This window comes from Streptomyces phaeoluteigriseus (assembly GCF_001896135.2).
GTDB classification, from domain to species: domain Bacteria; phylum Actinomycetota; class Actinomycetes; order Streptomycetales; family Streptomycetaceae; genus Streptomyces; species Streptomyces phaeoluteigriseus.
In genome coordinates this window covers 430,303-452,666 of sequence record NZ_MPOH02000019.1, presented here as the reverse complement: position 1 = coordinate 452,666, position 22,364 = coordinate 430,303, and the positions used below count along the sequence as shown (strand labels likewise).

The window sequence follows — 22,364 nt, the reverse complement described above, 5'->3', positions numbered from 1 at the left end:
ACGGAGGAAACAGCTATGTCGCGCATTGGCAAGCTCCCTATCACGGTTCCCGCCGGCGTGGACGTCACCATCGACGGCCAGACGGTTTCGGTCAAGGGCCCCAAGGGCTCGCTGACCCACACCGTCGTTGCGCCGATCGAGATCGCCAAGGGTGAGGACGGCGTTCTGAACGTCACCCGCCCCAACGACGAGCGTCAGAGCAAGGCCCTGCACGGCCTGTCCCGCACGCTGGTGGCGAACATGATCACCGGCGTGACCCAGGGTTACGTGAAGAAGCTCGAAATCAGTGGTGTCGGTTACCGCGTGACCGCCAAGGGCTCGAACCTCGAGTTCGCGCTCGGTTACAGCCACCCGATCACCGTCGAAGCCCCCGAGGGAATCACCTTCAAGGTGGAGAACCCGACCCGTTTCCAGGTCGAGGGCATCGACAAGCAGAAGGTCGGCGAGGTTGCGGCCAACATCCGCAAGCTGCGCAAGCCCGACCCGTACAAGGCCAAGGGTGTCAAGTACGAGGGCGAAGTCATCCGCCGCAAGGTCGGAAAGGCGGGTAAGTAAGCCATGGCATACGGGCAGAAGATCCTGAAGGGCGACGCCTACAAGCGTGCCGCGATCAAGCGCCGTCACATCCGGATCCGCAAGCGGATCGCCGGTACGTCGGAGCGCCCGCGTCTGGTCGTCACTCGCTCCAACCGCCACATCGTGGCGCAGGTGATCGACGACCTGAAGGGCCACACCCTGGCTTCGGCGTCCACACTGGACACGTCGATCCGCGGTGCGGAGGGCGACAAGTCGGCGCAGGCCAAGCAGGTCGCGCCCTGGTCGCGGAGCGTGCCAAGGCCGCCGGTGTCGAGGCCGTCGTTTTCGACCGTGGTGGTAACCAGTACGCCGGGCGCATTGCCGCTCTGGCGGACGCAGCCCGCGAGGCCGGACTCAAGTTCTGAGTCCTGGTTCCGTAGCTAGCGGAGACAGAGAGAGGTAATTCCAATGGCTGGACCCCAGCGCCGCGGTGGCGGTGCCGGTGGCGGCGAGCGGCGGGACCGGAAGGGCCGTGACGGTGGCGCAGCTGCCGCCGAGAAGACCGCGTACGTTGAGCGCGTTGTCGCGATCAACCGCGTCGCCAAGGTAGTGAAGGGTGGTCGTCGCTTCAGCTTCACCGCGCTGGTCGTGGTGGGCGATGGTGACGGTACCGTCGGTGTCGGTTACGGCAAGGCCAAGGAGGTGCCGGCCGCCATCGCCAAGGGTGTTGAGGAGGCCAAGAAGCACTTCTTCAAGGTCCCCCGTATCCAGGGCACCATCCCGCACCCGATCACGGGTGAGAAGGCGGCGGGCGTCGTCCTGCTCAAGCCGGCGTCCCCCGGTACCGGCGTTATCGCCGGTGGCCCGGTGCGTGCCGTGCTCGAGTGCGCCGGCGTTCACGACATCCTGTCGAAGTCGCTCGGTTCGTCGAACGCGATCAACATCGTGCACGCGACCGTGGAGGCCCTGAAGGGTCTGCAGCGTCCCGAGGAGATCGCGGCTCGCCGTGGTCTGCCGCTCGAGGACGTCGCTCCCGCGGCCCTGCTGCGTGCGCGTGCCGGGGCTGGTGCTGCGTAATGGCTCAGCTCAAGATCACGCAGACGAAGTCGTACATCGGCAGCAAGCAGAACCACCGTGACACCCTGCGTTCGCTCGGGCTCAAGCGCCTGAACGACGTGGTCGTCAAGGAGGACCGCCCCGAGTTCCGCGGAATGGTTCACACCGTCCGCCACCTCGTGACGGTCGAGGAGGTCGACTGATCATGGCGGAGAACAACCCGCTCAAGATCCACAACCTCCGTCCCGCCCCGGGCGCCAAGACCGCCAAGACCCGTGTGGGTCGTGGTGAGGCGTCCAAGGGTAAGACGGCCGGTCGTGGTACCAAGGGCACGAAGGCCCGTTACCAGGTTCCGGCGCGCTTCGAGGGTGGGCAGATGCCCCTCCACATGCGCCTTCCGAAGCTCAAGGGCTTCCGGAACCCGTTCAAGACCACGTTCCAGGTCGTGAACCTCGACAAGCTGGCGGAGCTGTACCCGGAGGGTGGCGAGGTCACCGTCGAGGGTCTCGTCGCCAAGGGTGCCGTTCGCAAGAACAGCCTCGTCAAGGTCCTCGGCCAGGGCGAGATCTCCGTGGCGCTCCAGGTGACGGTCGACGCCGTCTCCGGGTCCGCCAAGGAGAAGATCACCGCCGCCGGCGGTACCGTCACCGAGCTCGTCTGAACACCACAGGCGTCTCGATGACTTGAGCGATCCCGACCGGGGATACCCCACAAAAGGGGTATCCCCGGTTGGTCGTTCCTAGGGCGGCAGGTCGCCGGTAAGGTGGCCTGCACTGCCCACTTTCACAAGGTGCTTCCGATGGGGCACCTTGGGCGGCAGTCGACCGTTACACATGTCGTTGTTTCTTATTGGAACCTCAACACCGTCACCCTTGACGCAGACGCGCGGGGGTCGCAGGAGGCACCGTGCTCACCGCGTTCGCCCGGGCGTTCAAGACGCCCGACCTGCGCAACAAGCTGCTCTTCACGCTCGGCATCATCGTGGTCTACCGGGTCGGCACCCATGTCCCGATCCCGGGTGTCGACTACAAGAGCGTCCAGACCTGCGTGGACGAGGCATCCGGCAACCAGGGCCTCTTCGGTCTGGTCAACATGTTCAGCGGCGGCGCGCTGCTGCAGATCACGATCTTCGCGCTGGGCATCATGCCGTACATCACGGCGAGCATCATCCTTCAGCTGCTGACCGTGGTCATTCCACGTCTGGAAGCGCTCAAGAAGGAGGGCCAGTCCGGTACGGCGAAGATCACCCAGTACACCCGGTACCTGACCGTGGCGCTCGCCATCCTCCAGGGCACCGGCCTGGTGGCCACCGCCCGTAGCGGCGCGCTGTTCTCGGGCTGCTCGGTGGCCGGCCAGATCGTCCCGGACCGCGCGATCTTCACCACCATCACGATGGTCATCTGCATGACCGCCGGTACGGCCGCCGTCATGTGGCTCGGTGAGCTGATCACCGACCGCGGCATCGGCAACGGCATGTCGATCCTGATGTTCATCTCGATCGCCGCGACCTTCCCCTCCGCGCTGTGGGCCATCAAGAAGCAGGGCACGCTGGCCGACGGCTGGATCGAGTTCGGCACGGTCATCCTCGTCGGCCTCGTCATGGTCGGCCTGGTGGTCTTCGTCGAGCAGGCCCAGCGCCGCATCCCCGTGCAGTACGCGAAGCGCATGATCGGCCGCCGGTCCTACGGCGGTACGTCGACGTACATCCCGCTGAAGGTGAACCAGGCCGGTGTGATCCCGGTCATCTTCGCCTCGTCGCTGCTCTACATTCCGGCGTTGATCGTCCAGTTCTCCAATTCGCAGGCGGGCTGGGCGACCTGGATCACACAGAACCTGGCGGACACGGCGGCGCCCGCGCACATCACTCTCTACTTCTTCCTTATTGTCTTCTTCGCGTTCTTCTACGTGGCCATTTCCTTCAACCCCGAGGAAGTAGCCGACAACATGAAGAAGTATGGTGGCTTCATCCCGGGCATCCGGGCTGGCCGACCGACCGCTGAGTACCTGAGTTACGTACTCAACCGGATCACCTGGCCGGGTTCGCTGTACTTGGGGCTTATCGCTCTCGTGCCGACGATGGCGTTGGCTGGTTTCGGGGCAAACCAGAACTTCCCGTTCGGTGGCACCAGCATCCTGATCATCGTGGGTGTCGGGCTCGAGACGGTGAAGCAGATCGAGAGCCAGCTCCAGCAGCGCAATTACGAAGGGTTCCTCCGCTGATGCGTATCGTCCTCGTCGGGCCGCCGGGTGCCGGTAAGGGAACGCAGGCCACTCGCCTAGCCGAGAAGCTGCGCGTACCGCACATCTCCACGGGCGACCTGTTCCGCGCCAACATCAGCCGGCAGACGGAACTCGGGAAACTCGCGAAGTCCTACATGGACGCCGGCAACCTCGTCCCCGACGAGGTCACCATCGCCATGGCGAAGGACCGCATGGAGCAGCCGGACGCCGAGCGCGGCTTCCTGCTCGACGGTTTCCCGCGCAATGTCTCGCAGGCCGAGGCGCTGGACGAGCTCCTCACCACCGAGGGCATCAAGCTGGACGCGGTACTGGACCTGGAGGCCCCCGAGGAGGAGGTCGTCAAGCGGATCGCCGGCCGGCGCATCTGCCGCAACGACTCCTCGCACGTCTTCCACGTGACGTACAAGAAGCCGTCGAAGGACGGCGTCTGCGACGTCTGTGGCGGGGAGCTGTACCAGCGCGACGACGACTCCGAGGAGACCGTCCGCACGCGGCTGGAGGTCTACCACACGCAGACCGAGCCGATCATCGACTACTACAAGGCGCAGGGTCTGGTCGTGACGATCGAGGCCATGGGCCCGGTGGACGAGGTCACCGGCCGCGCGTTGGCGGCACTGAAGCGCGAGGACGACGGCCAGTAGGTTTCCGTCCCGGGTACGGCCGTGGAGTCCTCCGGGACGCCACGGCCGTACTGTTGTGTACGTATGTGTCAACGACCGACCTGAGTGACGGAGAGCGCAGGCCCCCCATGGTCCAGATCAAGAGCCCCGAGCAGATCGCCAAGATGCGTGCGGCGGGCCTGGTCGTCGCCGCCATCCACGCGGCCACGCGGGAAGCGGCGGTGCCGGGGGCGTCGACGAAGGACCTCGACGAGGTCGCCCGCAAGGTCCTCGCCGAGCACGGCGCGAAGTCGAACTTCCTCGGTTACGGCGGTTTCCCCGCGACCATCTGCACCTCCGTGAACGATGTCGTCGTCCACGGCATCCCCTCCGACGAGGTCGTCCTCAAGGACGGGGACATCATCTCCATCGACTGCGGTGCGATCGTCGACGGCTGGCACGGCGACGCCGCCTACACCGCCTTCGTCGGCTCCGGTCACGCCCCGGAGCTGATCGAGCTGTCCCGGGTGACCGAGGAGTCGATGTGGGCGGGCATCGCCGCGATGAAGCAGGGCAACCGGCTGGTCGACGTCTCCCGGGCCATCGAGACGTACATCCGCCGCCAGCCGAAGCCGGGCGGCGGTCGCTACGGGATCATCGAGGACTACGGCGGCCACGGCATCGGCACCGAGATGCACATGGACCCGCACCTGCTGAACTACGTCGACCGCAAGCGGGGCAAGGGGCCGAAGCTGGTTCCCGGGTTCTGCCTGGCCATCGAGCCGATGGTGTCGCTGGGGACGCCGCGGACGGAGGTCCTCTCGGACGACTGGACCGTCATCACGACGGACGGGACCTGGTCCTCGCACTGGGAGCACTCGGTCGCGCTGACGGAGCAGGGGCCGCTGGTGCTGACCGCTGTGGACGGTGGCAAGGCGAAGCTGGCCGAGCACGGGGTCGTGGCCGCGCCCGACCCGTTGGGCTAGAGGGTGCCGGGCGGGGGCTCGAGGTCTTCTCGCCCCCGCCGCCCCTCCCGTCCCGCACCCGGGGGTTGTGCCCCCGGTCCCCCGTACGGCCTGAACGACCTCGTTCGCCTCGTCGGCATCGGTCTCGGACGCCGGACGGGCCGGCCGCCGCTTAAGGATCTCCTTGGCGGGGCACACTTCCTTCCTCGATTCGTGTTTCCGGGTGCGCTGACGTAGACTGACTCGTCGGCTCTTGTGCACCCGCATGTCTGTATGCGCCCGTAAGGGAAAGCCCAGGAGTCGATCAAGGTAGTCGATTCGAAGGGCGAAGCGTGGCCAAGAAGCAAGGTGCCATCGAGATCGAGGGCACTGTCGTCGAGTCTCTTCCGAACGCCATGTTCAGGGTCGAGCTCCAGAACGGCCACCAGGTCCTGGCACACATCAGCGGCAAGATGCGCATGCACTACATCCGCATCCTCCCTGACGACCGGGTCGTGGTGGAGTTGTCTCCGTACGACCTGACGCGTGGCCGGATCGTCTACCGGTACAAGTAGATCTTGCCCAGGCCCCCCGTGCGTTCCCGCACGGGGTGACCGGCAACTGACCCGGAGAACCTCACATCCCATGAAGGTCAAGCCGAGCGTCAAGAAGATCTGCGACAAGTGCAGGGTGATCCGCCGTCATGGTCGGGTCATGGTGATCTGCGAGAACCCGCGCCACAAGCAGCGCCAGGGCTGATCGCACCCAGATCCCCACCCTCTGCATCACGCAGAACTTCGCGCGACGCGAGCTGAATATGTTCATACGCAGAACCCAGACCTCTGGTCTGACACCCCCGGTTCGGAGGCCGGGGACCCAGTCCGTACCAAATCTTCCCAGGGAAGAGGCCGGCGGCTGGGGGACGGTTCTGTGGAAGACCTCCGAAGATCACCAGGAGCCATTGAATGGCACGCGTTTCCGGTGTTGACATCCCGCGCGAAAAGCGCGTGGAGGTCGCCCTCACCTACGTGTTCGGCATCGGCCGAACCCTGTCCCAGGAGACGCTGGCTGCGACCGGCGTCGACCCGAACACCCGCGTTCGCGACCTCTCCGAGGAGCAGCTCGTCGCGATCCGCGAGTACGTGGACGCCAACATCAAGACCGAGGGTGACCTCCGTCGCGAGATCCAGGCCGACATCCGCCGCAAGGTCGAGATCGGCTGCTACCAGGGTCTCCGTCACCGTCGTGGTCTGCCCGTCCGCGGTCAGCGCACCAGCACGAACGCTCGTACCCGTAAGGGCCCGCGTCGCGCCATCGCCGGCAAGAAGAAGCCGGGCAAGAAGTAGTCCTCAGCGGACGCACTTGTGCGTTCTGGGGGATGCCCCCAGACCCCCGAAGCGGTCTTCGCTGTAGGACCGACCACCTCCCGTAGGAGTATTAGATGCCCCCCAAGGGTCGTCAGGGCGCTGCCAAGAAGGTGCGCCGCAAGGAAAAGAAGAACGTCGCGCACGGCCAGGCGCACATCAAGAGCACGTTCAACAACACGATCGTGTCCATCACGGACCCGGCCGGAAACGTGATCTCGTGGGCCTCCGCCGGCCACGTCGGTTTCAAGGGCTCGCGCAAGTCCACGCCGTTCGCCGCGCAGATGGCCGCCGAGTCGGCTGCCCGTCGCGCGCAGGAGCACGGCATGCGTAAGGTCGACGTGTTCGTCAAGGGTCCGGGCGCCGGTCGTGAGACCGCGATCCGTTCCCTGCAGGCCACGGGCCTCGAGGTCGGCTCCATCCAGGACGTCACCCCGACGCCCCACAACGGCTGCCGTCCGCCGAAGCGCCGCCGCGTCTGACGCACGGCTGCTTGTCGGACTGAGGCTTTCGGGCGGTATGGCTCCTCGGAGTCGTATCGCCCGTACCCTTGTCTCATATCAGGGCGTCAAATAGCGGTCGCCCCTGACAGAAGGAACGCACCATGCTGATTGCTCAGCGTCCGTCACTGACCGAAGAGGTCGTCGACGAATTCCGCTCCCGGTTCGTGATCGAGCCGCTGGAGCCGGGCTTCGGCTACACCCTCGGCAACTCCCTCCGCCGGACCCTCCTGTCCTCGATTCCGGGTGCGGCTGTCACGTCCATCCGCGTCGACGGCGTGCTGCACGAGTTCACCACCGTGCCGGGCGTCAAGGAGGACGTCACCGACCTGATCCTCAACATCAAGCAGCTGGTCGTCTCCTCGGAGCACGACGAGCCGGTCGTGATGTACCTGCGCAAGCAGGGTCCGGGTCTGGTCACTGCCGCCGACATCGCGCCGCCGGCCGGTGTCGAGGTGCACAACCCCGACCTGGTCCTCGCCACGCTCAACGGCAAGGGCGACCTGCTCGACATCCGCAACTTCGGTGCGAAGTCGATCGACGAGGTCAAGGCGAAGCTGGCCGGCATGGGCCTGGCCCTCAAGGACAGCCCGCCCGGATTCGACCCGACCGCCGCCGCCGACGCCTTCGGCGCCGACGACGACGTGGACGCGGGTTTCGTGGAGACCGAGCAGTACTGATCGGTCTCGGGTGCGGAAGTGCTGTGCCTGATCGCGCGGTGCCTTCCCCGCGCCACCTCCGGGAGCGCCCCCACGGGGCTGCTCCCGGATCTCCGACGGGCGACCGCCCGCTCGGATACTGACCCCGGTACCTGGTACGGCCGGGGCAGACACTGAGGAGAAAGACCATGCCGAAGCCCGCCAAGGGTGCCCGTCTGGGCGGCAGCGCCGCGCACGAGAAGATGCTTCTCGCGAACCTGGCGAAGCAGCTGTTCGAGCACGGCCGTATCACCACCACCGAGGCGAAGGCCCGCCGTCTGCGGCCGTACGCCGAGCGTCTGGTCACCAAGGCGAAGAAGGGTGACCTTCACAACCGTCGCCAGGTGCTCCAGGTCATCTCGGACAAGAGCATCGTGCACACGCTCTTCACCGAGATCGGTCCGCGCTACGAGGACCGTCCGGGTGGTTACACCCGTATCACCAAGATCGGTAACCGCCGTGGCGACAACGCGCCCATGGCTGTCATCGAGCTGGTCGAGGCGCTGACGGTGGCGCAGCAGGCGACCGGTGAGGCCGAGGCCGCGACGAAGCGCGCGGTCAAGGAAGATGCCCTGAAGAAGGACGAGGCCGTCGAGGCCAAGTCCGACGAGGTCGTCGAGGACGCTGCCGAGGCCAAGGCCGAGGGCGCGTCCGAGGAGTCGAAGGACGCCTGAGGCTCTGCCTTGCGTGTGAGCGGGTCCGCCCTTCGGGGCGGGCCCGCTCTCGCGTTGTCGAGAGGATCTAGGGGTGAGTGACGAAGTACAGCCCGGTTTCGTACGGGTGCGGCTGGACCTGTCCTACGACGGGACGGAGTTCTCCGGGTGGGCCAAGCAGGCCGGCGGGCGGCGGACCGTGCAGGGGGAGATCGAGGACGCCCTGCGCACGGTCACCCGGTCGGGGGAGACGTACGAGCTGACCGTGGCCGGGCGTACGGACGCCGGTGTGCACGCGCGGGGGCAGGTCGCGCATGTCGATCTGCCGCGCGAGGTCTGGGCTGAGCATCGCGCGAAGCTGCTCAAGCGGCTCGCGGGGCGGCTCTCCAAGGACGTACGGGTGTGGGCGCTGCGGGAGGCTCCCGACGGCTTCAACGCCCGCTTCTCGGCGGTCTGGCGGCGGTACGCGTACCGGGTCACCGACAACCCGGGCGGGGTGGACCCGCTGCTGCGCGGTCACGTCCTCTGGCACGACTGGCCCCTCGACGTCGCCGCCATGAACGAGGCGGCCGGGCGGCTGCTGGGCGAGCACGACTTCGCCGCCTACTGCAAGCGGCGCGAGGGGGCGACCACGATCCGCACCCTCCAGGAGCTGAGCCTGGTGCGCGGTGACGACGGGATCGTCACGGCGACCGTGCGGGCCGACGCCTTCTGCCATAACATGGTGCGCTCGCTGATCGGGGCGCTGCTGTTCGTGGGGGACGGGCACCGGGGTCCGGAATGGCCGGGAAAGGTGCTGGCCGCGGGCGTACGGGACTCGGCGGTGCATGTCGTACGGCCGCACGGACTCACGCTGGAGGAGGTCGGCTATCCGGCCGACGAGCTGCTGGCCGCGCGCAACAGGGAGGCGCGGAACAGGCGGACGCTGCCCGGGGCCGGGTGCTGCTGACCCGCCCCCGGGGAGAGGGTCACTGGTCCGCCGCCGCCGATGCCTGGGTCTCGCCGCGGCGGCGGATCTGCTGGAACGTGAACTCCGCGAGGCCGTCGCCCGCGGCGAAGACCTGGGTGTCCTTCGTCGTCACGTCCTTGCCGGCGGTGAAGCCGGTGATCGTGAAGTAGGCGTAGCGGCCGTAGGAGTTGGTCGTCGAGCGGCAGATCGCGCCGGCGCAGAAGGACTTGGCGTCGGTGCCGGTCAGCGCTTTGACGATGCTGCTCTTGTCGGCCTGGCCCTTAGCCTTGAGGGCCTGGGCCTCGGTGTCGAAGACGGCCACGCCGACCGTCACGGCGACGCCGTCCTTGACGTAGGTCACGCGCATCAGGCGGGTGCAGCCGTTGTCGGTGAGCACCTTGGGCAGGGTGCCCTGGACGGCGGTGACGCAGTTGGTGGTGTCGGCCTTCGCGGCCTTCTTGTAGACGGCCGAGCCCATCGTCAGCTGTCTGCCCGGGAACATGATGTCCGGGCCGTTGGGCGCGCTGTCCTTGGCCTTGCTGGAGACGAACTCCTTCGGGTCCAGCGGCGGCGGGGCGCTGGTCGGGGCGAAGGACGGGGTCGTGGACGCGCTCGGCAGGTCGGCGGTGGCGGGCAGCGAGGAGGACGGCCGGTTGGACGCCTCGTCACCGCCGTTCGCCGACACCACGGCCATGGCGACGGCGGTGCCGACGCCGAGCGTCGCGAGCACGCCCCCGCCTATCAGCAGCAGCCGACGGCGCCTGTTGCGCGACTCCGACGCCTCGGCGAGTGCGGCCCAGTCCGGCGTCGGGTCCGTGGCGCCGCTGGTCCACGGCTGCTCGGAGTTCCGTTTCCAGGGATCCCACTGGGACTGAGGTCCCCCCTGCCCATAGCTCATGGGCCGCATCTTAGACGGGGCCGGAGGTGTGCTGTTCCGCCTCAACGGGCTCCGCTGCCCCTAGCGTTCAGGGAATGAGTACGGGCAAAGGCGACATGTCAGGGTGGTTGGTACGGCGTTCTCCCTGGCCGCCGTGGTTGGGCCTGGTCGCGGTGCTGGGCGTGCTGACCGGGCATGTGGCGCGGGCCACCCCGGACGGCGGCATGGACAACGCGATCGTCGTCCGGGCGGCACACGCCTGGCTGGAGGGACGCTCCCCGTACGACGACCCGCACTTCCTGTACCTGCCGGGCGCGGTGCTCGCCGCCGCACCGCAGGCGCTGCTGCCGCCGGACCTGCTGCGCGTGCTGGTGCCGTCGGTGGTCATGGCCTGTCTGGTGGGCGGCTGGGCGTGCGCGCTGCGGCTGCACCGGGTGCCGCTGGACAGCCGGCTCGCGGCGCTCGGGCTGATCGCGCTCGCGGCCGGCTTCGCGCCCTTCGGGCACCTGGTGCGGCTCGGCAACTGGACGGCGACGGCGGTCCTGGCCCTGCCGCTGGGGTTGCTGCTGATGAGCCGGGGTCGCTGGACGGCGGCGGGCGCGGTGCTCGGTACGGCCCTGGCGCTGAAGCCGCTGCTGGCCCCGCTGGCGCTGCTGTTCCTCTTCGCGGGCCGCTGGAAGGCACTCACCGTCCTGGCCGCGGTCCCGGCGCTGGCCTCGGGCGCGTGCGCCCTGCTGCTGCCCGACCCGGCCGGCTTCTTCACCCGGACCCTGCCCTTCCTGCTGCACGGCCAGGACGCCTTCGTGCGGCTGTACGAGGCATCTCCGGGGGCCGTGCTGCCGCGGCTGGGGATGCCGCGGCTCGCGGCCCGGACGCTCGCGCTGGCGGCCTGCGCGGCGGGACTGGTCGCGGCGTACCGGCGCTGGGGCCGTGCCGATCCCGGCCCGCTGAGGCTGTCCGAGACCGCGGCGGGGCTGATGCTTTCGGTGTTCCTGGTCTCACGGCCGTCGTACGACCACTATCTGGTCGTCGTCGTGCCGCTGCTGCTCGCCGGGCTGCCGTACCCGGGCTCGGTGGCGCGGGGTCCGTGGTTCTGGCTGGCGCTCGTGCCCCAGCTACCCGGTCTGACCTGGCCTTATCTGGAACAGGTGCAGCGCCGGGCCTTTAAGGACGCGGTGACGTTGTGCGGGCTGATGGCCGCCGTGGCCGCGCACCGGCCGGACCGGCGTCCGAGGGTGGGACCGGCCGCGCCGCCGGGCGCGGGCCCGAGGGCGGCGGCCCCCGGCGACGATCACATTTACACTGGGTGAGAAGAAGCAGTGATGCCCGGCGGCCGAAAGCCTCGTTTTGACCCGGCCCAGCCACCGCAGGTATCCTGCATCTTCGTTGTGTATTGGCTTGCTCATTCTCACGGGACGGGCCCTTACACCGGTCCACCGGGCCGATGACCAGCGACCTGCACGCGGTATGCGTCACCGCAGTGCGGTCAGGGCTGTCGTGATCGTCTTCGGTGACCTTGTCAGGACCACTCACTCGAAGCGAAGGCTACGAACCGTGCGTACGTACAGCCCCAAGCCCGGCGATGTGACGCGCCAGTGGCACGTCATCGACGCTCAGGACATCGTCCTGGGTCGTCTCGCCAGCACCACCGCCTCCATCCTGCGCGGTAAGCACAAGCCGATCTACGCCCCTCACGTCGACACCGGTGACTTCGTCATCATCATCAACGCCGACAAGGTGCACCTGTCCGGCAACAAGCGGACCCAGAAGATGGCCTACCGCCACTCCGGCTACCCGGGTGGTCTGCGCTCCGTCCGTTACGACGAGCTGCTGGACAAGAACCCCGAGAAGGCCATCGAGAAGGCCGTCAAGGGCATGCTCCCGAAGAACACGCTGGGCCGTCAGATGCTCTCGAAGCTGAAGGTCTACAGGGGTGACCAGCACCCGCACGGCGCGCAGCAGCCGCAGCCGTACGAGATCACCCAGGTCGCGCAGTAAGTCCGGCCACACCACCCCAAGCTAAGAGAATCTGAGGAGAACCGTGGCCGAGACCACTGCCGAGCAGCCGCTCGAAGAGCTTGACATCGACAGCTACACCACCGAGTCCGAGGTGCCCGTCGAGGGCGAGTACACCTCGGAGTCGCTGGCCTCCCGCTTCGGCGAGCCGCAGCCGGCCGCCGGCCTGGGCCGTCGCAAGAACGCCATCGCCCGCGTCCGGATCGTCCCGGGCACCGGCAAGTGGAAGATCAACGGTCGCACCCTCGAGGACTACTTCCCGAACAAGGTGCACCAGCAGGAAGTCAACGAGCCGTTCAAGGTCCTCGAGCTCGAGGGTCGCTACGACGTCATCGCCCGCATCTCCGGCGGCGGTGTCTCCGGTCAGGCCGGTGCGCTCCGTCTCGGTGTCGCCCGCGCGCTGAACGAGGCCGACGTCGACAACAACCGCGGCGCCCTCAAGAAGGCCGGCTTCCTCACGCGTGACGACCGTGCGGTCGAGCGCAAGAAGGCCGGTCTCAAGAAGGCCCGCAAGGCCCCGCAGTACAGCAAGCGTTAAGCTTCGCTGCCTGCTCGTACGGGCTGCGGGCCGATCGGCCCGCTCCTACGTACTCCGAACGCCCCGGCGGCACGCCACAGTGCCGCCGGGGCGTTCGTTTTCTCGCAGCCGTGGGCGTATAACGGCACAAGGTGCTCAAAGGCTTGTGTGATCGGATGTTCAGGGCATCGAATGCCTGGACGCGGGAGCCGCCGCTGATCCACCGACGCGCCGCACGGCTTTCGAAACTGACGCTTCCTCAGGAGGACAAGTGGGACGACTCTTCGGCACGGACGGCGTGCGCGGTGTCGCCAACGTGGATCTCACGGCGGAGATGGCACTCGGTCTCTCCGTCGCGGCGGCTCACGTGCTGGCCGAGGCGGGCACGTTCGAGGGCCACCGTCCGGTGGCAGTCGTCGGACGGGACCCGCGTGCGTCCGGGGAGTTCCTCGAGGCGGCCGTCGTGGCAGGTCTGGCCAGCGCGGGCGTCGACGTCCTGCGGGTCGGCGTGCTGCCGACGCCGGCGGTCGCCTACCTGACCGGCTCGCTCGGTGCCGACCTCGGCGTGATGCTCTCCGCCAGCCACAACGCCATGCCCGACAACGGCGTCAAGTTCTTCGCCCGCGGCGGCCACAAGCTCGCCGACGAGCTGGAGGACAGGATCGAGGCGATCTACGACGAGCACCGCACCGGCGCTCCCTGGGACCGTCCGACCGGCGCCGGCGTCGGCCGGGTGCGCTCGTACGACGAGGGGTTCGACCGGTACGTCGCCCACCTGATCGCCGTACTCCCCAACCGGCTCGACGGGATGAAGATCGTCCTCGACGAGGCTCACGGTGCCGCCGCCCGTGTCTCGCCGGAGGCCTTCACCCGGGCCGGCGCCGAGATCGTCACGATCGGCGCCGAGCCGGACGGGCTCAACATCAACGACGGCTGCGGCTCCACCCACCTGGGCAAGCTGAAGGCCGCCGTCGTCGAGCACGGGGCGGCCCTCGGCATCGCCCACGACGGTGACGCCGACCGCTGCCTCGCCGTGGACCACACCGGCGAGGAGATCGACGGGGACCAGATCCTCGCCGTGCTCGCGCTCGCGATGAAGGAGCGGGGCGCCCTGCGCTCGGACACCGTCGTCGCGACCGTCATGTCCAACCTGGGCTTCAAACTGGCGATGGAACGCCAGGGCATCTCGCTCGTGCAGGCCGCCGTGGGCGACCGGTACGTGCTGGAGGAGATGAAGCAGCACGGGTACGCGCTCGGCGGTGAGCAGTCCGGGCACGTGATCATCCTCGACCACGCGACCACCGGTGACGGCACGCTGACCGGGCTCATGCTGGCGGCGCGGGTCGCGCAGAGCGGACGGACCCTTCGGGAGCTGGCGTCCGTCATGGAGCGGCTGCCGCAGGTGCTGATCAACGTGCCCGACGTGGACCGGTCCCGGGTCGCCAGCTCGGCCGACCTCGCGGCCGCGGTCGGCGAGGCGGAGCGGGAGCTGGGTGCCACCGGGCGGGTTCTGCTCCGGCCCTCCGGAACCGAGCCGCTGGTGCGGGTCATGGTGGAGGCGGCGGACATCGACCAGGCTCGGTCCGTCGCCGGCCGGTTGGCCGATGCGGTGAAGTCGGCGCTGGGCTGATTCCGGGGGCCGTCCGGGGCGGGCGTTCCGTGCGCCCCGGGGCGCGGCGTCGTCGCGGGGCGTCGCGTCCACGCGGCGGATCCGCACAGCGACACCGCCCCGTGCCCCTCGGGGGATTTGTCACCCGGCGCTGTTGCGTTGCCGGGACCAGAGCCACTTCTGAATCAGCAGGGTCAGGGTTCCCGCCAGGATGATGCCCAGCAGGTTCAGCAGGAGTTGTTCCGACGAGCGCAGGGTCTGGTTGGTGTCGCCGTAGATCAGGGCAACGGCCGCGTTGGCGGCGGCCGGGACCGTGGTGACCGAGATGGCGACGCCGACCAGGGCGCCCGACTTCGCCGAGGTGAGCGAGAGGGTGCCGGCGGCTCCGGCGAGGATCGCCACGACGAAGGAGAACCAGTCCGGGGCGTAGATGAAGCCCGTGTTCGGGCGGTCGGCCTCCAGTTGTTCCTCGGTGAACAGACCCACGGCGTCCATGAAGAAGCTGAATCCCACCGTGATCGCCATCGCCGCGGCGAAGCCGACCAGCAGCGCGATCAGGGAACGCAGCGCCAGGCGGGGGGCGCGCTGTACGGCGGCCGTGCAGATTCCGGCCAGCGGGCCGAACTCCGGGCCGACCGCCATCGCTCCCACGATCAGGATCGCGTTGTCGAGCACCACACCGCAGGCCGCGATCATCGTGGCCAGGGTGATGAAGGCGACGTAGGTGACCGAGAGCGTCGACTCCTCGTGGGTCGCGTCGACCAGGTGCTCCCACAGGACCGCGTCGGCGGCCTCGCCCGGAGCGTCCGACTCGGCCTTGTCGGCCCGCCTCGACAGTGACAGGTCGATGTTCTCCACGGCGATCGAGCCGGTCTTCTCCAGGCCCAACTTCTGGAGCCCGCTGAGGAGTTGGTCGCCCGCCTCGCGGGCCACGTCGCAGGTCACGACGTCGCCCTCGGGGTCGCGGGCGGCGCCCGTCAGCACCACGAGGTGGGTGGTGCCGACCGTGTTCTCGATCAGGCGGACCGCGTCGTCGGTGCAGTCGGGCGGAGTGATCAGGCGCAGGTGCAGCATGGCGCCCTTTCTAACAGGCTCAGATCACAGCTTGCGCAGACTCAGCCGCTGCACCTTGTGATCGGGTCCCTTGCGGACGACGAGGGCGGCCCGGCCGCGGGTGGGGGCGATGTTCTCCATCAGGTTGGGCTTGTTGATGGTGCGCCACATCGTGCGGGCGTAGTCGAGTGCTTCGTCCTCGGAGACCTGGGTGTACTTCCGGAAGTACGAGTGCGGGTCCTGGAAGGCGGTCGCGCGCAGCTTGCGGAAGCGGTTGAGGTACCAGCGCTCGATGTCCTCGACGCGGGCGTCGACGTACACGCTGAAGTCGAAGTAGTCGGCGAGGCCGACGCGGGTACGGCCGTCCTTGCCGGGGAGCGCGGGCTGCAGGACGTTCAGGCCCTCGACGATGAGGATGTCGGGGCGGCGGACCGTGAGGCGCCGGTCGGGGACGATGTCGTAGATCAGGTGGGAGTAGACGGGGGCGGTGACCTCGTCCTTCCCGGCCTTGATGTCGGCGACGAAGCGGGTGAGGGCGCGGCGGTCGTAGGACTCGGGGAAACCTTTCCGCGACATCAGGCCGCGGGACTCCAGCTCCTTGGTGGGGAGCAGGAAGCCGTCCGTGGTCACCAGCTCCACGCGCGGGTGTTCCGGCCAGCGGGAGAGCAGGGCCTGGAGGAGGCGGGCGACCGTGGACTTGCCCACCGCCACCGAGCCTGCGACGCCTATGACGAACGGGGTGCCGGACTGTGAGCCCTGTTCGCCGAGGAAGGTGTTCAGGGCCGAGCGCAGGCCGTCGGTGGCGCCCACGTAGAGGTTCAGCAGGCGGGACAGAGGCAGGTAGATGTCACGGACCTCGTCGAGGTCGATGACGTCACCGAGGCCGCGCAGCCGCTCGACCTCCTCCGCGGTGAGGGGCTGCGGCGTCTTGTCGCGCAGCGCGCTCCACTCGGAACGGGTGAGGTCGACGTAGGGAGTCGCCTCCGGCTTCTGCCGGTGGGCGCTCCGCGGTATCGAGGGGACCGGTGATTTCACAGTCCATTGTTAACGGAGTTTGAACAGGATGACAGGTGGGATCCGTCACCCCGGGCGAGGCGCCCGCCGCCCTCCCCGGGAGGGGGACACGGGCGCCGGGCTGCTCAGCGGCTGTTCAGGGGTGCTCAGAGGGTGACTCGGTGAACCACTCGGAGGAGACTCAGCCGCCGTCGTCCCCGCGTGCCCGCATCTGATCGCTGGCCGGTCGGCCGACGTCGGAGCCCCTCTCGTCCCAGCCGGCGTCGTCGTTGTCGTTCACGGTCGTCGACGTCTTCGCCACCGACACCAGGACGCTGGCGTTGCGGACGAACAAGGTGCGTACCCCCGTGGGAATTTCCGAATTCGGGCACGTGGAGGCTCTTTTGGGGCACTCTCCCGCCGTACGCTGCCGGGCATGTGTGGAATCGTGGGATACGTGGGGTCTCAGTCGGCTCTCGAGGTCGTCATGGCCGGGCTGAAGCGGCTGGAGTACCGGGGATACGACTCGGCGGGCGTCGCCGTCCTGGCGGACGGAGGGCTCGCCTTCGCCAAGAAGGCGGGCAAACTCGTCAATCTGGAGAAGGAACTGGGGGCCCGTCCGCTGCCGGCCGGGACGACGGGCCTCGGGCACACGCGCTGGGCCACGCACGGCGGGCCCACCGATGCCAACGCCCATCCCCATCTCGACAACGCCGGACGGGTCTCCGTCGTGCACAACGGGATCATCGAGAACTTCGCCCTGCTGCGGGCCGAACTGGCCGAGCGCGGACACGAGTTGCTGTCCGAGACCGACACCGAGGCCGTGGCGCATCTGCTCGCCGAGGAGTACTCCGGCACCGGCGACCTCGCGGAGGCCATGCGGCTGGTGTGCCGGCGGCTGGAGGGGGCGTTCACGCTGGTCGCGGTGCACGCCGACGAACCGGACGTGGTGGTCGGGGCGCGCCGGAACTCGCCGCTGGTGGTGGGCGTTGGGGAGGGTGAGGCCTTTCTCGCCTCGGACGTCGCCGCGTTCATCGCCCACACGCGGTCGGCGATCGAGCTGGGTCAGGACCAGGTGGTGGAGGTGCGCCGGGACGGGGTGACGGTCACCGGTTTCGACGGCAGTCCGGCCGAGGTGCGGTCGTACCACGTCGACTGGGACGCGTCAGCCGCGGAAAAGGGGGGGTATGACTACTTCATGCTCAAGGAGATCGCCGAGCAGCCCAAGGCTGTCGCCGATACCCTGCTCGGCCGGATCGACGTCTCCGGGGCGCTGACCCTCGACGAGGTGCGGATCCCGGTCGCCGAGCTGCGCGAGGTCGACAAGGTCGTCATCGTCGCCTGCGGTACGGCGTTCCACGCAGGGCTGATCGCCAAGTACGCCATCGAGCACTGGACGCGCATCCCGTGCGAGGTGGAGCTGGCCAGCGAGTTCCGGTACCGGGACCCCATCCTGGGAGCGCGGTCGCTGGTGATCGCGATCTCGCAGTCCGGCGAGACCATGGACACGCTCATGGCGCTGCGGCACGCCCGCGAGCAGGGCTCCAAGGTGCTGGCGATCTGCAACACCAACGGGTCGACCATCCCGCGCGAGTCGGACGCGGTGCTGTACACCCATGCCGGGCCCGAGGTGGCCGTCGCCTCCACCAAGGCGTTCCTGACCCAGCTGGTGGCCTGCTATCTCGTCGCCCTGTACCTCGGTCAGGTGCGCGGCACCCAGTGGGGGGACGAGATCCGGGCCGTCGTGCGGGATCTGGCGCGGATCTCCGGGGAGGTCGAGCGGGTGCTGGAGACCATGGAGCCGGTGCGGGAGCTGGCGCGGTCGCTCGCCGGCAAGGACACCGTGCTGTTCCTCGGGCGGCACGTGGGCTATCCGGTGGCGCTGGAGGGCGCGTTGAAGCTGAAGGAGCTGGCGTACATGCACGCCGAGGGCTTCGCGGCCGGTGAGCTGAAGCACGGGCCGATCGCGCTGATCGAGGAGGATCTGCCGGTCGTCGTCGTGGTGCCGTCCCCGCGGGGGCGGTCCGTGCTGCACGACAAGATCGTGTCCAACATCCAGGAGATCCGGGCCCGGGGGGCGCGGACGATCGTGATCGCGGAGGAGGGGGACGAGGAGGTCGTGCCGTACGCCGACCATCTGGTGCGGATCCCCGTGACGCCGACGCTGTTGCAGCCGCTGGTGGCGACGGTGCCGTTGCAGGTGTTCGCGTGCGAGCTGGCCACGGCGCGGGGCAACGAGGTGGATCAGCCCCGCAACCTGGCGAAGTCGGTGACGGTGGAGTGAGGCGTGGCCGTCCCACGGGTGGAGTGCCGTTCGAGGCGACGGCGTCCACCCGTGGGAAGGCGCCGTCGGTCAGACGCGTGCCCGCTTGCGGCGCCGGTTCGCCGTGCGGGTCCAGCGGAGCAGGGCCACCTCCAGGGCGATGATGCCCAGGGTGCCGGTGATCGGCGGTATGCGGCCCTCGTCGATCCGGTCGACGATCAGGTACACGCCGAGTGAGGCCCAGGCCACGGCCAACACGGCCAGCAGGACGACGAGGGCCGCCCAGCCCCAGCCGGCCGCCGTGCGCCGGTTCGCGGCGGGCTCCGGTGTCCGCTCGCGCGGCCGGGGGGATCTGCTCCGGGTCGCGGGCCGGCATGGGGACCACGGACTCGGCGGGAACGGCCGCGTCCAGCGCCGCGACGCGTTCGGCGGTGATGCCCTCGAAGAGGGTCGGCTCGACGGTGACCGCGAAGCCGTCGTGGCCGGTGAGGGCGCGGGCGCCGTCCGGCCGGGTGGTCATCGCGGCGCAGGCGTCGTAGCGGACCGTGACCGGACCCTTGGGGGTCGCCAGGGTGACGCCCTCGGTGCCGATGACCAGCGTGACCCGGTCGTCCTCCAGGGAGGTGTGCCGGGTGCCGGTGACGGCGGCCGGCGAGTACTGCGGGGCGAGGGTGAAGCCCGCCCAGTCGACGCCCCGGCCGGGCACCTGGAGCAGTGCGCCGTCCCATGTCCGGCGGGCGACCTCGTGCAGGTCGGCGACGGTCACCGCTTCCAGCTCGGCCCGGTGCTGCTCGGGGGAGAGGATCCGGTGCCCGAGCAGCAGGCTCAGCGCGTACGACGGGAGGCCGGCGGCGCCGAGGTCGGGGGCGTCGTACATCTTCAGGAGCTTGCCGCGCACGGAGTCCAGTTCGGACTGCTCGATGCGGCCCGCGCGCAGCCGGGCGAGGGTGTCGACGAAGCCGCCGACGACCGCGTCCTGCTTCTTCGGCAGTGCGTCCGCGTAGGCGGTGAGGGTGGCGAACTCCGCGTCGCGCGGGGAGTAGTCGGCCTCGGCGGTGTAGGAGTAGCCGCCCTCCTGGCGCAGGTCCTGGAAGAGGGCCCGGCCGAGGACGTCCGCGAAGACGGAGGCCGCGGTGGAGCGGCGCAGCACCGAGGTGAGCACGACCTGGCCGTCGTCGCCCTGGATGTAGGCCGGGGTGACGGGCAGCGCGCTGGTCGCGGCCGGGGCCGGCGAGCGGGTGCCCGCGGGGAGGCCGAGGTCGAGGCCCTCGGGTACGCGGTCGCTGGTGATCCACAGCACCGCGTTGTCCCGGGTGAAGCGGGTCTCGGCCCAGTGCCGCACCCGGTCGGGGGTGAGGCCCCAGGTGCCCAGCTCGTTGTAGCTGGACAGGCCGTAGCCCTGGGCGCCGTACCGCCACAGCGCGAGCGGGGAGCCGGGGCCGCCGCCGCGGCTCGCCGCCTCGGTGCGCAGGATCTCCTTCTCGGTCTCCAGCCGGTCCATCGGCAGGTCCCGCAGGCCGGCGCACACGCTGTTGAGGTAGGTGACGACCTCCTCCTCACTGCCGGTGACGTGGAAGAGGGTGTACGCGTTCGCCGTCGCGCCGTTGTAGTGCAGGTCGGACAGGCCGAGGCGGTGCAGGGCGAGGTGCTCGACTAGATGGGTGATGCCGGCGGTGGCCAGGGTCTCGTCCGCGCGGCCCACCCGGAAGAAGAGGCCCGCGGTGACCTCGTGGCCGGAGCGGGCGGCGTGGAGGGTGGGTATGCCCTGGGTGGTGGTGTGCGAGACCAGGCCGTCGAGGGCGGCGAGTCCGCTCCGGTCGTGCAGGTCGGTGGTCATGTGCCGGTGCCCCCTCAGGCCTGTGTCGCGAGCTTGCGGAACTTCAGGAACGACCCCTTCGGGTCGCCCGCGTACTGCCACGGGAACTCCGTCGCCCGGTCGCCGAGAAAGGCGAAGTGCCGGGCCGCGTCGGCGTGGTGGCCGCCGACGGAGAAGGCGAACGCGAAGACGCTGTGCGCGCCGATCGAGTACCAGTCCGGGCGGTAGCCGGGGTGCAGGACCGAGACCTGCGCGGCGAACCGCAGATCGTCGCGGACCGGCAGACCCCGCAGGTAGGCGGTGTCCTCGGGGCTGTCCAGGTCCAGCCAGTGCTCGATGTGGGCGACGGCCACCAGGGCCGCGGAGGTGGAGCCGTCCGGCGCGGCGGTCGCGCACTCGCGGGCGAAGCCGTGTGCCGCCTCCCAGGTGCCGCCCCACTTGGGGCAGAGCTGCTGGAGCAGCTGCGTCTGCGCCCGGTAGTGGTGCGGGTGGTGCGCGGCCAGCCGGTCGTAACGGCGGCGCGCCTCGGCCTGCCCCAACTGGAGCCCGCGCGCGGTGGTCAGTCGCACGGTCCAGGCGGGGGTGTACGCCGGCTGCTCCGCGCACACGTCGATCAGCAGTTGCTCGGCCCGGCGCAGCCAGGAGTGGAACTGCGCGAACTGGTCCTGCGAGACGTTCTGCGCGCGGGCGCCGCTGCGGATGTCCCAGCCGATGTGGACGTACCGCTCGGCGAGCAGGGTGCGGGGCAGCGGGTCGCCGGGGCGTTCGGCGACCGCCCGCTCCAGGAAGGTCTCGACACCGGGGATCTCGGCGAGGACGGACGACACCGCGGAGATCTTGTCGGCGGAGTCCAGGCGCGCGGCGAAGGCCCGGACCGCGGGCCAGTCACCGGCCTGCGCGGCCGTGCGCAGCGGGATCAGCTCGGGTGTGTTGTCGTACGGGTCGAAGGTCGGTCCCGGAGAGCCCGTGGTGGTGCCGCTGGTGGTACTGCTCAATGCCCCCGCCCCCTGGCGATGCCGTCCGCGCGCGCCGACTGGCCCCCCAGGGCGCGGGCGGTGAAGTGATGGTGTGACGTCTGCGATCTGACGTTTGCGATCTGGCGTCCGTGATCTGACGTGTGTGGTGTGACGTGTGGCGAATTGTGCGTGACGTCTGCTGTCGGTATCTGTGTGATCGGTGCGACTGTGTGATCAAGTCGACGCAGGCTAGCAGCCGCCTCCGACAATCGCGTGGGCGACCGGGGCGGGCGGTTGCGCAGTCGTAGGGTGCTCGGCATGAGCATCATCGGGGTCGGCATCGACGTGGCCGAGATCGACCGGTTCGCGGCATCGCTGGAGCGCACGCCCGGACTGGCCAAACGCCTCTTCCTGGACAGCGAGTTGCTGCTGCCGAGCGGACACCGGCGGGGCGCCGCCTCGCTCGCGGCCCGGTTCGCGGCGAAGGAGGCGCTCGCCAAGGCGCTGGGGGCTCCCGCGGGACTGCTGTGGACCGACGCGGAGGTGTACGTGGAGGACAGCGGGCAGCCGCGGCTGCGGGTACGGGGGAGTGTCGCCGCGCGGGCGGCCGAACTGGGCGTGCGCTCATGGCATGTGTCGTTGAGTCATGACGCGGGCGTCGCCTCGGCGGTGGTCGTCGCGGAGGGGTAGGCGGGCGGGACGGGGGGAGCGGTAGCTCATTGTTACCTATACTCACAATGAACG

At 69.2% G+C, this 22,364-nt stretch carries 26 protein-coding genes and 2 pseudogenes; 21 read left to right on the top strand and 7 right to left on the bottom strand.

What is annotated here, in order from left to right; translation table 11 throughout:
• Positions 1–15: 15 nt before the first annotated feature.
• The 15 genes and pseudogenes from rplF (at position 16) to truA (ending at position 9,520) form a co-directional block, all read left to right on the top strand.
• Complete coding sequence (gene rplF / locus BM536_RS31635; RefSeq protein WP_073491924.1) at positions 16–555, top strand: 50S ribosomal protein L6; 540 nt, start codon at positions 16–18, stop codon at positions 553–555.
• Between the two features lie 3 nt (positions 556–558).
• Positions 559–941, top strand: a pseudogene (gene rplR / locus BM536_RS31630) (50S ribosomal protein L18).
• Between the two features lie 43 nt (positions 942–984).
• Positions 985–1,593 carry a 30S ribosomal protein S5 gene (gene rpsE, locus BM536_RS31625; RefSeq protein WP_013001409.1) on the top strand — a complete coding sequence of 203 codons (609 nt, stop codon included), beginning with the start codon at positions 985–987 and terminating at the stop codon, positions 1,591–1,593.
• Complete coding sequence (gene rpmD, locus BM536_RS31620) at positions 1,593–1,775, top strand: 50S ribosomal protein L30 (protein WP_030788246.1); 183 nt, start codon at positions 1,593–1,595, stop codon at positions 1,773–1,775. The genes rpsE and rpmD overlap by 1 nt, the downstream gene beginning before the upstream one ends.
• 2 nt (positions 1,776–1,777) lie before the next feature.
• On the top strand, positions 1,778–2,233 hold the full coding sequence (gene rplO / locus BM536_RS31615) for a 50S ribosomal protein L15 (protein WP_073491926.1): 456 nt from the start codon (positions 1,778–1,780) through the stop codon (positions 2,231–2,233).
• Positions 2,234–2,478: 245 nt separating this feature from the next.
• Positions 2,479–3,792, top strand: a complete 1,314-nt coding sequence (gene secY / locus BM536_RS31610) for a preprotein translocase subunit SecY (protein ID WP_073491927.1) — start codon at positions 2,479–2,481, stop codon at positions 3,790–3,792.
• Complete coding sequence (locus BM536_RS31605; protein ID WP_073491928.1) at positions 3,792–4,454, top strand: adenylate kinase; 663 nt, start codon at positions 3,792–3,794, stop codon at positions 4,452–4,454. Before secY ends, BM536_RS31605 begins: the two co-directional genes overlap by 1 nt.
• A 107-nt stretch (positions 4,455–4,561) precedes the next feature.
• The gene (map, locus tag BM536_RS31600) at positions 4,562–5,398 is read left to right on the top strand and encodes a type I methionyl aminopeptidase (RefSeq protein WP_073491929.1); all 837 of its coding nucleotides are present in this window, start codon (positions 4,562–4,564) and stop codon (positions 5,396–5,398) included.
• Between the two features lie 311 nt (positions 5,399–5,709).
• Positions 5,710–5,931, top strand: a complete 222-nt coding sequence (infA, locus tag BM536_RS31595; protein WP_004927214.1) for a translation initiation factor IF-1 — start codon at positions 5,710–5,712, stop codon at positions 5,929–5,931.
• Positions 5,932–6,001: 70 nt separating this feature from the next.
• The gene (rpmJ, locus tag BM536_RS31590) at positions 6,002–6,115 is read left to right on the top strand and encodes a 50S ribosomal protein L36 (RefSeq protein WP_003998809.1); all 114 of its coding nucleotides are present in this window, start codon (positions 6,002–6,004) and stop codon (positions 6,113–6,115) included.
• 206 nt (positions 6,116–6,321) lie between these two features.
• Positions 6,322–6,702, top strand: coding sequence for a 30S ribosomal protein S13 (gene rpsM / locus BM536_RS31585; protein WP_020132619.1), 381 nt, complete (start codon positions 6,322–6,324; stop codon positions 6,700–6,702).
• Between the two features lie 95 nt (positions 6,703–6,797).
• A complete protein-coding gene (gene rpsK, locus BM536_RS31580) occupies positions 6,798–7,202 on the top strand; it encodes a 30S ribosomal protein S11 (RefSeq protein ID WP_010354218.1) in 405 nt (134 codons plus the stop codon).
• A 122-nt stretch (positions 7,203–7,324) separates the two neighbouring features.
• Positions 7,325–7,900 carry a hypothetical protein gene (locus tag BM536_RS31575; protein ID WP_094103793.1) on the top strand — a complete coding sequence of 192 codons (576 nt, stop codon included), beginning with the start codon at positions 7,325–7,327 and terminating at the stop codon, positions 7,898–7,900.
• A 167-nt stretch (positions 7,901–8,067) separates the two neighbouring features.
• Positions 8,068–8,592, top strand: coding sequence for a 50S ribosomal protein L17 (gene rplQ / locus BM536_RS31570; protein ID WP_073498025.1), 525 nt, complete (start codon positions 8,068–8,070; stop codon positions 8,590–8,592).
• A 73-nt stretch (positions 8,593–8,665) separates the two neighbouring features.
• The gene (truA, locus tag BM536_RS31565; protein ID WP_073498027.1) at positions 8,666–9,520 is read left to right on the top strand and encodes a tRNA pseudouridine(38-40) synthase TruA; all 855 of its coding nucleotides are present in this window, start codon (positions 8,666–8,668) and stop codon (positions 9,518–9,520) included.
• 19 nt (positions 9,521–9,539) lie between these two features.
• Here truA and BM536_RS31560 read toward each other — a convergent pair whose 3' ends face one another.
• Complete coding sequence (locus BM536_RS31560; protein ID WP_073498028.1) at positions 9,540–10,418, bottom strand: hypothetical protein; 879 nt, start codon at positions 10,416–10,418, stop codon at positions 9,540–9,542.
• Positions 10,419–10,492: 74 nt separating this feature from the next.
• On the opposite strand from BM536_RS31560, the gene BM536_RS31555 reads away from it, so the two are divergent.
• From BM536_RS31555 to glmM, 4 genes are all read left to right on the top strand, one after another.
• Positions 10,493–11,707 carry a glycosyltransferase 87 family protein gene (locus BM536_RS31555; protein ID WP_094103792.1) on the top strand — a complete coding sequence of 405 codons (1,215 nt, stop codon included), beginning with the start codon at positions 10,493–10,495 and terminating at the stop codon, positions 11,705–11,707.
• A 244-nt stretch (positions 11,708–11,951) separates the two neighbouring features.
• Complete coding sequence (gene rplM, locus BM536_RS31550) at positions 11,952–12,395, top strand: 50S ribosomal protein L13 (RefSeq protein ID WP_073498030.1); 444 nt, start codon at positions 11,952–11,954, stop codon at positions 12,393–12,395.
• Positions 12,396–12,438: 43 nt separating this feature from the next.
• On the top strand, positions 12,439–12,951 hold the full coding sequence (gene rpsI / locus BM536_RS31545) for a 30S ribosomal protein S9 (protein ID WP_073498032.1): 513 nt from the start codon (positions 12,439–12,441) through the stop codon (positions 12,949–12,951).
• Positions 12,952–13,201: 250 nt separating this feature from the next.
• Positions 13,202–14,560: a phosphoglucosamine mutase gene (glmM, locus tag BM536_RS31540; protein WP_094103791.1), complete on the top strand. Its 1,359-nt coding sequence runs from the start codon at positions 13,202–13,204 to the stop codon at positions 14,558–14,560.
• A gap of 120 nt (positions 14,561–14,680) precedes the next feature.
• Here the strand turns inward: glmM and BM536_RS31535 are convergent, their stop codons facing one another.
• The 3 genes from BM536_RS31535 to BM536_RS40925 form a co-directional block, all read right to left on the bottom strand.
• Entirely contained in the window at positions 14,681–15,613 is a 933-nt protein-coding gene (locus tag BM536_RS31535) for a DUF389 domain-containing protein (protein WP_073498033.1), read from the bottom strand.
• A gap of 24 nt (positions 15,614–15,637) precedes the next feature.
• On the bottom strand, positions 15,638–16,627 hold the full coding sequence (gene coaA / locus BM536_RS31530; protein ID WP_073498035.1) for a type I pantothenate kinase: 990 nt from the start codon (positions 16,625–16,627) through the stop codon (positions 15,638–15,640).
• Positions 16,628–16,787: 160 nt separating this feature from the next.
• Positions 16,788–16,940 (bottom strand): hypothetical protein, encoded by a 153-nt coding sequence (locus BM536_RS40925; RefSeq protein ID WP_158086558.1) that lies wholly within the window; start codon positions 16,938–16,940, stop codon positions 16,788–16,790.
• 81 nt (positions 16,941–17,021) lie between these two features.
• Here BM536_RS40925 and glmS point away from each other — a divergent pair, with 81 nt between their 5' ends.
• Complete coding sequence (glmS, locus tag BM536_RS31525; RefSeq protein WP_073498037.1) at positions 17,022–18,869, top strand: glutamine--fructose-6-phosphate transaminase (isomerizing); 1,848 nt, start codon at positions 17,022–17,024, stop codon at positions 18,867–18,869.
• A 69-nt stretch (positions 18,870–18,938) separates the two neighbouring features.
• Here glmS and BM536_RS43390 read toward each other — a convergent pair whose 3' ends face one another.
• The 3 genes and pseudogenes from BM536_RS43390 to BM536_RS31515 all read right to left on the bottom strand — a co-directional run bounded on the left by BM536_RS43390 (position 18,939) and on the right by BM536_RS31515 (position 21,659).
• Positions 18,939–19,097 carry a hypothetical protein gene (locus tag BM536_RS43390; RefSeq protein WP_158086557.1) on the bottom strand — a complete coding sequence of 53 codons (159 nt, stop codon included), beginning with the start codon at positions 19,095–19,097 and terminating at the stop codon, positions 18,939–18,941.
• A 703-nt stretch (positions 19,098–19,800) separates the two neighbouring features.
• Positions 19,801–20,349, bottom strand: a pseudogene (locus BM536_RS44455) (peptidase M16 family protein); the annotation flags it as partial.
• A 350-nt stretch (positions 20,350–20,699) separates the two neighbouring features.
• A complete protein-coding gene (locus BM536_RS31515; protein WP_073498039.1) occupies positions 20,700–21,659 on the bottom strand; it encodes a hypothetical protein in 960 nt (319 codons plus the stop codon).
• A gap of 279 nt (positions 21,660–21,938) precedes the next feature.
• Between BM536_RS31515 and BM536_RS31510 the strand changes: the two genes are divergently transcribed.
• Positions 21,939–22,310, top strand: a complete 372-nt coding sequence (locus BM536_RS31510; protein WP_094103913.1) for a holo-ACP synthase — start codon at positions 21,939–21,941, stop codon at positions 22,308–22,310.
• The last annotated feature ends 54 nt before the right edge of the window (positions 22,311–22,364 follow it).

Excerpts from the sequence above, each read along its gene's own strand:
- rplO (WP_073491926.1), top strand. The coding sequence starts at position 1,778 with ATGGCGGAGAACAACCCGCTCAAGATCCACAACCTCCGTCCCGCCCCG.
- rpsK (WP_010354218.1), top strand. The coding sequence starts at position 6,798 with ATGCCCCCCAAGGGTCGTCAGGGCGCTGCCAAGAAGGTGCGCCGCAAG.
- rpsM (WP_020132619.1), top strand. The coding sequence starts at position 6,322 with ATGGCACGCGTTTCCGGTGTTGACATCCCGCGCGAAAAGCGCGTGGAG.
- BM536_RS31605 (WP_073491928.1), top strand. The coding sequence starts at position 3,792 with ATGCGTATCGTCCTCGTCGGGCCGCCGGGTGCCGGTAAGGGAACGCAG.
- rplQ (WP_073498025.1), top strand. The coding sequence starts at position 8,068 with ATGCCGAAGCCCGCCAAGGGTGCCCGTCTGGGCGGCAGCGCCGCGCAC.
- BM536_RS31575 (WP_094103793.1), top strand. The coding sequence starts at position 7,325 with ATGCTGATTGCTCAGCGTCCGTCACTGACCGAAGAGGTCGTCGACGAA.
- glmS (WP_073498037.1), top strand. The coding sequence starts at position 17,022 with ATGTGTGGAATCGTGGGATACGTGGGGTCTCAGTCGGCTCTCGAGGTC.
- map (WP_073491929.1), top strand. The coding sequence starts at position 4,562 with ATGGTCCAGATCAAGAGCCCCGAGCAGATCGCCAAGATGCGTGCGGCG.
- BM536_RS31555 (WP_094103792.1), top strand. The coding sequence starts at position 10,493 with ATGAGTACGGGCAAAGGCGACATGTCAGGGTGGTTGGTACGGCGTTCT.
- rpmD (WP_030788246.1), top strand. The coding sequence starts at position 1,593 with ATGGCTCAGCTCAAGATCACGCAGACGAAGTCGTACATCGGCAGCAAG.
- BM536_RS31510 (WP_094103913.1), top strand. The coding sequence starts at position 21,939 with ATGAGCATCATCGGGGTCGGCATCGACGTGGCCGAGATCGACCGGTTC.
- rplF (WP_073491924.1), top strand. The coding sequence starts at position 16 with ATGTCGCGCATTGGCAAGCTCCCTATCACGGTTCCCGCCGGCGTGGAC.
- rpsE (WP_013001409.1), top strand. The coding sequence starts at position 985 with ATGGCTGGACCCCAGCGCCGCGGTGGCGGTGCCGGTGGCGGCGAGCGG.
- BM536_RS31560 (WP_073498028.1), bottom strand. The coding sequence starts at position 10,418 with ATGAGCTATGGGCAGGGGGGACCTCAGTCCCAGTGGGATCCCTGGAAA.
- BM536_RS31535 (WP_073498033.1), bottom strand. The coding sequence starts at position 15,613 with ATGCTGCACCTGCGCCTGATCACTCCGCCCGACTGCACCGACGACGCG.
- rpmJ (WP_003998809.1), top strand. The coding sequence starts at position 6,002 with ATGAAGGTCAAGCCGAGCGTCAAGAAGATCTGCGACAAGTGCAGGGTG.